An 11,618-nucleotide genomic window follows, 5' to 3' on the forward strand; every position below is an offset into this window, starting at 1 on the left:
CCGCTCGTCTCTCGCCGTCACATGGATTTAATGACGCTCAGCGCGTTGGTTCGCGAGGCACTGATCGCCGGATAGATACCGGATACCACACCAACAAGCACCGCGAAAACAATGCCGAGCGGCAATGCCGACTGCTGAATAATCACCGTCATCGGTCCACCCGTCTGATCGGCCATTTGACTTGCAAGCAGACGATTCACCCCGTCCAGGGCAGCAAATGCAATGCCCACTCCAGCTATACCGCCCATCAGCCCCAGCATGGCAGCCTCCACAATAAACATCTGGCGAATCTGCCACAGATTTGCGCCCAATACCTTCATGACTCCGATCTGCTTGCGGCGCTGATGGGTAGACATAATCATAGCTACAATGATTGACAGCGAGGCCAGTACCATAATAAAACCACCAATACCAATCGCCGCTTTTTGATACATCGCCAGCTGTCCAGCCATCGCTTCTTCCTGAAACAGATTACTTTGCGTGTTTAGCGTCAGCTTTTTGATCTGCTCTTCCACCTGCGCTACATGACGCTTGTTATCCACTTTTACCAACGCTGAATTAAGACGTTTCAGTGCAGAGCCATCAGCCTGCTGTAGTCCCAGCTCATCCTGTAAAGCACGCGCCGTGTCCAGTGGTATGTACACCTTTTTGTCGCCTTGAGCGCTCATATCATCCAGATTTGAAGGCTTCATCAATTCGCCTGATACACGTATTGATCCGCTCATCTTGGTCTTACTTGTATTGGAGAAATCCTGATAACGGAATAAAATACGTTGCTGCATCAGCTGATCCTGTTTACCCATCATCTCGTTGTATTGCTGCAGCAGATCATTGTTATACGGATCAGCGTTCAGCTGATCAAACAGCTTCTGGGTTACCTTGGGATCAATAAATCCATAGGTCGCTCCGTAGTTCACCACAGCAATTCGTCCATTCCCTGCTCCGCTTCCCTGTGCATATCGGTATCCAAACCCGTTCAGCGTCTGCATTTCGGTCCCGATGACTTCCACGTATGTACTTCGATTATCCGGGAGCACCATTTCAAGCATATCCAGCTTCAACATGGGAGCTACAGCAACGACATGTGGAAGGCGCTGAATAATACGAATTTTCTCCATCGTCAGCGCCCCGCGCTCGAACTTGGTTTGTCCGCCTCCGCTGCCATTTCCTGTTTTGATTCCCTCATTCGGGCTGATCGTAATTTCGTCCATTTTATAGTTTTCGTTCAGCGTTTTCTCGCTGTAAGTCTGAACCGATTGCCCTACACTAAGTGCAATAATCATCGCTGCTGATCCGATCGACAGACCAATCATACACAGCAATGTGACCATTTTACGGCGAATGATCTGTCCCCAGGCCATGCGCACTACATCCCGTATTTTCACTGTTCCTCTCCTTATGCTCTATCTTATATGCGTTAAGCCTGCTGCTCGACCAATTTCCCCTGCTGCAACGTCAGCACAACCTGCATCTGCTCCGCAACCTCCGCTTCGTGAGTCACGATGACAAACGTTGTCTTCATCTCCCGGTTCAGCTGCTGCAAAATAGCAATAATCTCTTCCTCCGTTTCTGTATCCAGATTGCCTGTCGGTTCATCCGCAAAGATCACTGAAGGCTCGGTGATCAGCGAGCGTGCGATACTGACCCGCTGCTGCTGGCCGCCAGACAGCTGGGAAGGGAATAGATTCGCCTTCTCGCTCAGCCCAACCTGCTCCAGCAGGCGCAAAGCCTTTTCTTTACGTTTGGAGGGTCTGACTCCCATAAATACTAGCGGAAGCTCAACATTCTCCCGGATCGTCAGATTGGATAACAGCTCATAGGATTGAAAAATAAAGCCAATATGACTGCGCCGAAACTCGGCCAGGCGATTCTCACTGAAACGTACAATATCCTGACCCGCAATCCAGATCTTTCCTTCGGTGGGCTTCATTAAACCTGCCATCAGATTCAGCAGCGTTGATTTACCCGACCCCGAGCTGCCAAGCAAGGCAACCATCTGACCTTCCTGAATCGTCAAATTAATATCTTGCAGCACAGGCACATCACCTTGTGCATTGCGGAAGGCATGAGATACATGTTCAACATGAAGCATTCGTGCTTGTCTTCCTTTCTTTTTTCCTGATTATGTATATCTATGTAACATCCTCTTCATTATAGTGTGCAGATGTAACATGGCTGGACGGAGTTGTATCCAACTTGTAACAAGTCGACACAAAAAGCCCAGCAGCCAAACGAATAACGCTTGGCTGCCGGGCAGGAATCCATCGTGAAATATCTGTATTTACCTATCAGCTCTCTGGAACGAAACTACCATGCTCTGAAGCTAAAACGATACAACTCACTCTTTTTGGTTGAGCTGGTTATAAAGAACAGCTCCTCCCCGAACCATTTCAGCTTGATAAAATTGTCGATATTGCGGTATAACACCGTATCGGACGTCAGGCTTTGATCATTCAGAAAGGCAATATGCAGCTCGTTCTTCTGGTTATCAACCGTATTGACATAGGCAATCCTGGATTCATCTGCACTCAGATCAAAATTCCAGAACGAGCCCTTGGCCAGCAGATTCAGCTTTTTCTCTGTCGCCTGATACTTGTAAACTCCTTGTACCTGATCCACTTCACCAAGAAATATCATATCTCCGTTCTTCAATATCCGGTATTGTTGTATCCCTTTAGCCCGCATGTATAGAGACACTTTCGGTTCCTTCTCCAGAGACACACGATAGATGGCAAAATCATCTTTATGCATGACCAGTGCATACATCTGCTTCTGATCTTCACTAAGCTCGAAACTGTCAATAACGATAAAGGTGTAACCTGAGTTTTCCTCCAGTTGATGAACGCCTGCTTTTCTAAGCATATCTCTATCTGACAAAAGTATTTCCTCTTTGCCTGTTTTCAGATCAGTCCGAGTAAACCCATGCCCATCGTGACTGATGGATGCTTCATTGCCAATAATACGTCTGAAATAAGCATCATCGTTGCTCAGCTTGGTCCGCTTACCATTCGTTGTATCGTACACAAAGGTGGTTCGCTGCGGCTGTCCCGAACGATATTGTGAATATATCAGCTTCGTTCGATCAGCGTTAAGCACCACCCCATAGTCGATGTTGCCTGCGATATTCTTCACCTGATTGTCATCCAGATGCAGGAGCAGCAAATTCAGTCCCGAATACGAGTGCTCTGTGCTGTTGACGACAATTGAATTCCGATTTTTGATATCAAAATCATAGATGGCGAAATCATTCGGAATTTTAGTCGCCGACTCGATCTGGATTGTGCTGCTTGCTGGTGGAGCCAATTGGCTGTCGAATTGCTTGTCAGGCAAAATCTCGGTGCGTGGTTTAAGCTGACCAATGCTAAACAGACTGCCGATTCCGAATATTCCCCCAACAAAGGCGATAAGCAGCCCTGAGAGCATTAGCTTGTCACGATGTTTACGCCAAAAGCCGATACGTTTCATGTATTCCTTTCCCCTGGCAGACGGATATGGACTTGAGTTCCTTCGCGCATGATACTTTTCATATCTACAGTTCCTCCATGACGCTCCACAATGTTTTTCACAATCGACAGCCCCAGACCAGCACTGCCCTTCTCTATTCGGTTAACCCCCTTCTCTTGATAAAAGGGTTCAAATACATAGTTCAGCGCTTCCTCACTAATGCCCTCTCCCCGATCCCGAATCAGGATGGCAATGAACTGCTGCTCCCGAGTAGCCTGCACCTCGATAATGGAATTCACATCACTATACTTGACCGAGTTATCCAGCAGATTGAGGAATACCTCCTTCAGCTTGTCCCGATCTCCCTGCACATACAGCTCTTCCTCAAGCTCATAATGAATGCCGATATTGTACTTACCTGCCTTGATCGACATGTCCTCACATGCTTCCCGGATAATCTCCGAGACATCAACCGATGAGAAGCGATAGTTCTCAATGACCGCCGAAGACACCGAAACCTCCAGAATATCTGCAACCATCGTATTGAGACGCCGGCTCTCCTTAATGATATAATTCATGCCCTTGTCGAAAAAATCAGGGTCTGTGAACCCGTTATCCCGCAAAATCTGTGCATAGCCCAGAATGGTTGTTAACGGTGTTTTTAATTCATGTGTCACATTGTCAAAAAAAACCTTGCTACGAGCCTGAACTTGCTTCACTTCGTCCCGCTCTCGCTCAATGACATCAATCTGCTCCCGTACCCGGTCAATCATGACCGTGAAGCTCGCAGCCAGCTCCCCGATCTCATCCTTCGTGGCAATCTGAATATCGGCATTCAGGCTGCCTTGAGCCACTTCGGCAGAACGTTTGGTGAGCACACGAATCGGCTGTGTAATTTTCCGGGAAATAAATATCGAGGCGATAAAAACAAATACAAATATAGCTGCTGCGAACAGCTTGATCGTATCCTGAAAACGCAGATTGCGCCGGTACAGGTCCGTATAATCCTTCTCAAGCTGTACAATGCCAACAAGCTGCTGGTCGCTTTGAATCGGAAACGAAAGGCTTGCCATGACCCGTCCTTGATCTACCATCGTTGTGTACGCAATTCGCGATTGCATCGCTTCTTTCAGATCTGGCAAAACCGTCTGCTTGGCCAGCTTGTCCTCACTGGTACTGGTACCGTATTTTGAAGCATCAGGACGATAGAGGGTGATTTTGCCGCCTACCGCCGATCCGATCTGCTCCTCCAGCTCCCGGCTGCCAGCCTCCAGAGAGCCTTTGCTAATACGTTTGTTATGGATCAAAAAATATTGATTCAGCGCGATATCCAGATTTTTTTTGGACTGCACCATATCCTCACGCACTTCACGGTACATATTCTCCTGAGCAACCCTGTTAGACAGAATCAGAAGTGCCGAGAAGCCGATAAACACGATCACTGAGAACAGCACGACCATTTTGAACTGGATCGTCCATTTCATGTCTGCACCTGAATATTCAGCTTGTATCCTACACCAAACACGGTTTCTATCATGGATATGCCCTGATCGCCGCTATCCAGCTTTTTGCGAATACGCTGCACATGAATGTCCACGGTCCGGGTATCCCCTGCAAAATCAAATCCCCATACCTTGTCCAGCAGCTCCGAACGTGTATGTACTTTGCGATGGTGGTTTACAAGGAAGAGCAGCAGATCATACTCCTTATTCGTAAGTCCTGCACGTTCTCCATCCTTCCACACTTCGCGCTCGTCCTTGCGTATCTCGATATGCTTGCCCAGTCTGACCACCTCATAGGACTGATTCTCCAGCGTTTCACTGATCAGATCAATCCTGCGGAAAATCGCACGTATGCGAGCAACCACCTCACGGATGTCAAAAGGCTTGGTAATATAGTCATCAGCTCCGAGCTCCATACCGAGCACCTTGTCCAGCATATCTGACTTCGCCGTAATCATGATGACAGGAATCTTCGAATTCACAGACAGCTGTCTGCACACATCGAAGCCGCTCATATCCGGCAGCATCAGATCCAGCAGAATCAGATCGGGCTTGAACTCCCGTAACAGATTAAGGCCTTCCCTGCCCGAAGCCGCTTCCTTGATCTCGAACCCTTCCTTACGGAGTGAATAGGACAAAATATCGCGAATGGACTCTTCATCCTCGATAATTAATATCTCTTTTGGTCTCATAATACATTCGTAATCTCCCTGCTCTATGAATTTCATCTGCCTATATTTTGTATCCCAAGCTGTCTGCTTGAACAGAGGAAATCAAGAAATGTTACAACTCCGATACAACTCTGAACCTTTTGGAAACAACCAACCGCTATACTTGCATTAACAAACATCATACCGACCGGAATCAAGGCTTGATCCATATCCAAGGGGGATTCACTTCTTATGAACCACTCACAGATCAATGATGCTTATATCAACTATAAATCAGAAATCACCAGGTATCTATCCCAAATCCTGAAACAACCACAGGAAGCAGAGGATTTAACACAAGAATGCTTTATCCGCATGATGAATGTGACTTCACCTGTGCCTGATGATCGAATACTGTATTACCTCAAGCGTATCGCGCGTAATCTGGCTATGGACAATTTTCGCAGACGCACCCGCACCCTGCGGCGTGACAGCCGACTTGAAGTCCCCACATATCATATGGATACACACCAGATGGAGATTAATGAAGGGGTTGACGAGATCGTCTCCCATATTAACAACACCGAGCATCGCAAAATTTTGGAGCTGCGCCTGATCCACGGGTACTCTATTAAAGAAACCGCGGAGATGGTCAATCGCAGTGAGGGCATGATCAAATCATCTGTCTTTCATGCCGTCAATCGAATTCGTGCCAAAGTCATCTCATAGAGATGGCTTTTTCTTTCTTTTGATATCACCGTCCCCCTACAATCCCCAACACTCAATCATCCCAATTACCTATTTACACGACCAAATACCTAATTTTACAAATATCCCTCTAATTTTTACATTTTGTTATGACTATGTGAGATTTTCGTGTGGTAGAATATGGACGAACTTATGAATCACTACTATTTGGGAGGGATTTGGTTGGGTAAATTGACACGTTTGCGGGGAGTCTGGTTAAAATCACTCCTGGCATTGTCTATGGCTTTGCCGCTTCAAGTCGGATTATGGAACGGAGGTGCTGCGGTTCATGCGGAAGGACCGACAGACCCGGCTCCATTCATTCAAGCCAAGGTGGTTAATGAAAATGCTGGCAAAAAGGTTCTGTTCGACAATTCCCACGGCCAAACTGCCGGGGCAGCAGATTGGGTCATTGACGGCGGCTTCTCGGATTTCGGGAACGCTCTGGCGAACGACGGCTATTACGTAAAAGAGCTGCGCAAAACGACTCCTTTTACCTATGATGATCTGAAAGATTATAACGTATTCGTTATTGCTGAACCTCAAATTCCGTTCAAAACGTCCGAACAGGCCGCTTTGAAGCAATATGTGCAATCCGGCGGCAGCATCTTCTTTATTGGAGACCACTACAATGCCGACCGTAACAAAAACCGATGGGATGGCTCTGAAGTCATTAACGGATACCGCCGCGGTGCATACGAGGACCCGGCCAAGGGCATGAGCACAGAGGAACGCAGCTCCGAAGCGATGCAAAATATCACCAGCTCGGATTGGCTGTCCGATAACTTCGGTGTTCGTTTCCGTTATAACGCTCTTGGTGACATCAATGCCAACATTATCGTGCCAGCGGATCAAGCCTTTGGCATCACCGAAGGTGTCTCTGCTGTAGCCATGCATGCAGGCTCCACACTGGCAATCACAGACCCCGAGAAAGCCAAGGGCATCGTGTATCTGCCCAAAACCAACGCCAAATGGAATAACGCCGTAGACCAAGGCGTATACAATGGTGGGGGCATGGAAGAAGGCCCTTATGTCGCGGTGTCCAAGCTGGGGGCAGGTAAAGCAGCCTTCATCGGAGATTCTTCCCCGGTGGAAGACGCCTCACCAAAATATTTGCGCGAGGAAACAGGCACACGCAAAACGACGTATGACGGTTTCAAAGAGGTTGATGATGCCGTATTGCTCGTCAATACCGTAAACTGGCTCGCTACACAAGAAAACTACACTAAACTGTCCGAAGTAAACGGCCTTACATTGGATACAGCTACAGCACTGTTTCCATTTGAGGAGCCTGCCGCTTCTACCGAGCCGCAAGCTGAGCCTTGGGCTGCTCCTGCCGCCGGATACAAATGGTACGACCGCTCTACGTTCAAGCCAGGCTCTTATGGCGGCCCTGCATCCAGTGCTAACGCCGCTTACAGCTTCGTGAAGCAGGATACGCTGCCTAACGCGGAGGACTTCCAGATTCGTGTCGTTGTTGAAAATATGGCGCCGAACACAACCGTTTCCGGGTACAGCGCAGGGATCTATCTGACTGGTGGAACCCAGGTAGCCATGATCCAGAATGAAAATGGTACATGGCCTAGCTCTTACGGATACAGTGCAACGTTCAGCGTAACCTCCGATAGCAAAGGTCGTGCAATCAAGGATCTGAATGTACGCATCAAGCCCGGTACAAACGGCAATGCCAGCCTGCGTCTGCGTCAGAATGGTAGCAACCTCATTACGAGCGCTGTGAGCATTGCCAATGTGCCTGCACAGCCGCTACCAGAGGAAGAAGGACCGATTCCGGCAGCAATTACCGTAGCTGAAGCACGTACCAAAGCAGTGGGCACAACGGTAACAGTGGAAGGTGTAGTCACAAGCAAGCCGGGTTTATTTGGCGGACAAGCCTTCTATCTTCAGGATGACACCGCAGGAATCTATGTGTTCCAGAACACCAGCGGCTTCAATGTGGGCGACAAAGTGAAAGTGACTGCACCAACCACGATCTATAACAGTGAATTCGAATTAACGGATGTAGTTGCGATTGAAAAAACCGGAACAGCTACTGTTCCTGCTCCAGCTCTCGTTACCACAATCAACGATGCCAATCAGGGGCAGCTTGTTCAATTGAAAAACGTGACGGTTCAGAGCATCACCAGCGCTACGCCTGCCGGTTCATTTGAATTCGATGCGGTAGCCGAGGACGGCACAAGCACGCATGTCCGTGTGGATACACGCACAGGTGTGAGTGAGACCAGCTTCCCTTACGCTGCTAGTGACAAGCTTGATATCACGGGTATTGCAGCGATTTTCAAGGATGTATATCAATTGAAGCCTAGAAGTCTCGATGATATTGTCGCTGCGGAAGAGCAAGGTGGAGGCGAAGTGCCTTCCACTCCAGCTGAAGGAGCGCCGGGTAAACCGGTGCTTTCGTCCGATAGCGGATACGCGAGCGGATTGTCCGATGGCTCCTACACGGTCAGCATGAATCTGTGGTGGGGCGAAAATGCCACTGAGTACAAGCTCTATGAGAACGGCGTGCTCGTGGATACACAGAAATTAACGGCCGCTACCCCTTCTTCACAGTTTGCCAAAACAGTGATTAACGGCAAGGCCAACGGAACCTACACGTACGTTGCCGAGCTGATCAATGCCAAAGGTGCTACTCGCAGTGACGAGTTGACGATTAACATTGCACATGCTGCTCCAGGTAAAGCCGTTCTGTCTCAGAACAACTGGGATGGCGATGGTGAATACACCGTAACAATGAACCTCTGGTGGGGCACCAACGCAACTGAGTATCGCCTGTATGAAAATGATGTATTGATCGACACGCAATCGTTGACTGCCGCTACGCCATCTGCACAAATGGCAAAAACCGACCTGAGCGGTCGTGCCAACGGAACGTACACATACCGTGCGGAGCTTGTAAATGCCGCAGGTGTGACCAGCACGGAAACGATTACGGTTCAGGTAAGTAAAGGGGCTTTGCCACTGGCGAGCTAGTGTAGAAGCAGCGTTTAGAGTAAAAGCAGGATTGGGTGTTAACGCCCAATCGAAGTAACAACAGCAGAATTAGAAGCGGACGAAGCTGCGAAGATAATAACATGCTAACCAGCAACGCAAGCTGGAACGAAAAAACCGAAACCACACAGGCCAGAAAGTCGGCCTGCTGGTTTCGGTTTTTTGTGTTATTTTTCAACAACGGAGCTAGGTAATTAGAGTTATGAGGACGGGCAGGATTATGCTCAACAGTCATTCCGCTCACACAGGAGTCATGGAAACTGGCGTTAATGCTCGACATAAGCATGTCAGGAATGTGGATTGCGGTCCGAAAACGGTAATTAGCAAGAGGCTTGATCGCAGCATTAAGCTGTCTTTTTGGCGGTGATATGACAGGTCTGTTTTCGGCGCGAGCAATTCAGCTCCATTTCGCTTCAAAGTGAGGAAAATCGAAGGATTTGCAACCAATAGCGCCCGTACGGATCGTTAGCTCGCCTGCGCCAAAAATCATTTCAAACTCGGCTTCTCGTAACCATTTCTCGTCAAAAGAATACTGTTCCAGACCGCACAATAAACCCCCAGTGCAATAACAGCAATGACGAAAAAAAGATTCATCTGCGCCAATGGATAGCTGCTTCCCGTGAATATAATCAGAATAGCGCTGAGCCCGATATTTTCCCGATGATGTTGTTTAAACTTCTGAAAGATCATCCTGTACAGTAACACCGCTACCACAAACACGATCCAGATAAAATAATACTTTTCCATATCTAATCACCTTTTATTTATGTTTTATAAAGCCTTGATATTATGAATTAATCAACCAAATAAAGCCCAAAAGCCAGGCCCCGATGAACAGGTACACCATAATTTTGATAAACAGATATTCTCGTTTACGATGCAGAGCATACATAGCCACTACAAACGGGAGCAAGGTTACTACCATACTCCATAATGTACGACCAAGCGACGGTCCAGAAAAGGCATGTAGTCCAGCATCTATAGTAGCAGCGATCAGTACGATCGAATATTTCAAAAAAGTTAATCCGCCACAAATGCTGAGCGCACCCGTGATAATCAAAAGCATCATCCGTAAAATGATTCACGCCCCCTTTAAATAGAGCATCGGTATCTTCTACGGATAAATGAATAATACAAGTGTAAATAGAAAGAAAATACAGTTATATTTATTCAAAAAAATATAAAAACAAAGAGCAGCGACTATGAAATATCATTAGTCTACCCGCTCTTTGCTATCTAAATCATTTAATTTCCTGGAAAACCTGAACCTCTCTCTCTATTTAAGCTTTATTGATCTGATAGATTTAGAACTACTTGGAGCAATACCACTAGGACCAACAGGACTACTAATTTTAATCGTTGGACTAGCAATAAAGTAATCACTGTCAGCTACATTAAAGTTAATGACTATTTCTCCCTCAGACTCTTCAATGACAACTCCCAGATCCTCAAATCTAATGTAACCTTCTGAATCTGAAGATAATTGGACCACACCCATAAGTGAGCCTCTAGCTTCACCTGCAATCTCGGCTGTAATTACAGCCTTTGGTACTGGCTCTCCGTTTCGATTTAAGATTCTGAGGACTGGTTGAGCACTGAAAGACGCTCCACTGATAGCTTGATTAGATGGCAGAGAAACAAACGTTAAGACTTTTTCCACTTCTTCATTTTTAGATTCAACATTTAAAGTAACTTTTTGTGTATCTTCAAATCCTTCTAACTCAAATTCGTATTCATGAAGCCCTTCCGCATCCAAAGTTAGCGAAAACGTAGCAACTCCATTAATGAAGTGAATGTCTTGTAATAATGACTGACTAGTATCTCCGTCTACACCTTGTGACACATCACTGGAATTTGTAATTTTAAGCGTCTTGGTTTCTGTAAAAGAATCATCTTGAACTCCATCTGTTCCATATACAGATACCGTTACGGTAACATCTCCCTCTTCAAAATTATTTTCATCATTCTGATCTTCACCCAGATCAACAGTAAAGTAAGATGGTGTAACTTGCATACTGCTTAGAGTCGGGTTATCTAGACCAAGCACTTTTACGGGTACCAATCGGTTGGTCACAGTTCCGTCTCCCAGCTGGCCTTTGTCATTTTGTCCAAAGGACCATACACTTCCGTCAGACTTCATGGCAAACGTTGCATTGAATCCTCCAGCTGCGGCCACTACATTGCTCATATTCCTGTTCTGTATCAGCGAAGTCATGGCTTGTGTATGTCCAAGACCGAGTTCGCCATACGCATTGTGGCCCAGCAC

Annotated in this window: 9 protein-coding genes and 1 pseudogene; 2 read left to right on the plus strand and 8 right to left on the minus strand. The window is 47.0% G+C overall.

Annotated features, from left to right (window positions below; translation table 11 throughout):
- Nucleotides 1-17: 17 nt before the first annotated feature.
- The 5 genes from DFQ00_RS20010 to DFQ00_RS20030 form a co-directional block, all read right to left on the minus strand.
- Nucleotides 18-1,385, minus strand: coding sequence for an ABC transporter permease (locus DFQ00_RS20010; protein WP_110898257.1), 1,368 nt, complete (start codon nt 1,383-1,385; stop codon nt 18-20).
- 32 nt (nt 1,386-1,417) lie between these two features.
- A complete protein-coding gene (locus tag DFQ00_RS20015) occupies nt 1,418-2,092 on the minus strand; it encodes an ABC transporter ATP-binding protein (RefSeq protein WP_110898258.1) in 675 nt (224 codons plus the stop codon).
- 215 nt (nt 2,093-2,307) lie between these two features.
- Complete coding sequence (locus DFQ00_RS20020; RefSeq protein WP_110898259.1) at nt 2,308-3,465, minus strand: hypothetical protein; 1,158 nt, start codon at nt 3,463-3,465, stop codon at nt 2,308-2,310.
- On the minus strand, nt 3,462-4,928 hold the full coding sequence (locus DFQ00_RS20025; protein ID WP_110898260.1) for a sensor histidine kinase: 1,467 nt from the start codon (nt 4,926-4,928) through the stop codon (nt 3,462-3,464). Before DFQ00_RS20025 ends, DFQ00_RS20020 begins: the two co-directional genes overlap by 4 nt.
- Nucleotides 4,925-5,638 carry a response regulator transcription factor gene (locus tag DFQ00_RS20030; RefSeq protein ID WP_110898261.1) on the minus strand — a complete coding sequence of 238 codons (714 nt, stop codon included), beginning with the start codon at nt 5,636-5,638 and terminating at the stop codon, nt 4,925-4,927. The genes DFQ00_RS20025 and DFQ00_RS20030 overlap by 4 nt, the downstream gene beginning before the upstream one ends.
- A gap of 210 nt (nt 5,639-5,848) precedes the next feature.
- On the opposite strand from DFQ00_RS20030, the gene DFQ00_RS20035 reads away from it, so the two are divergent.
- Nucleotides 5,849-6,325, plus strand: coding sequence for an RNA polymerase sigma factor (locus DFQ00_RS20035; RefSeq protein WP_110898262.1), 477 nt, complete (start codon nt 5,849-5,851; stop codon nt 6,323-6,325).
- 201 nt (nt 6,326-6,526) lie between these two features.
- Nucleotides 6,527-9,334, plus strand: a complete 2,808-nt coding sequence (locus DFQ00_RS20040; protein WP_425271046.1) for a DUF5689 domain-containing protein — start codon at nt 6,527-6,529, stop codon at nt 9,332-9,334.
- A gap of 504 nt (nt 9,335-9,838) precedes the next feature.
- Here the strand turns inward: DFQ00_RS20040 and DFQ00_RS20045 are convergent.
- From DFQ00_RS20045 to DFQ00_RS29270, 3 genes and pseudogenes are all read right to left on the minus strand, one after another.
- Nucleotides 9,839-10,099, minus strand: a complete 261-nt coding sequence (locus DFQ00_RS20045; RefSeq protein ID WP_110898263.1) for a hypothetical protein — start codon at nt 10,097-10,099, stop codon at nt 9,839-9,841.
- A gap of 40 nt (nt 10,100-10,139) precedes the next feature.
- A complete protein-coding gene (locus tag DFQ00_RS29585; RefSeq protein ID WP_208643806.1) occupies nt 10,140-10,412 on the minus strand; it encodes a hypothetical protein in 273 nt (90 codons plus the stop codon).
- A 216-nt stretch (nt 10,413-10,628) separates the two neighbouring features.
- Nucleotides 10,629-11,618: pseudogene (locus DFQ00_RS29270) on the minus strand (hypothetical protein); the annotation flags it as partial.

Origin of the sequence: Paenibacillus barcinonensis (assembly GCF_003217495.1) — a bacterium.
Lineage (GTDB): Bacteria > Bacillota > Bacilli > Paenibacillales > Paenibacillaceae > Paenibacillus > Paenibacillus barcinonensis.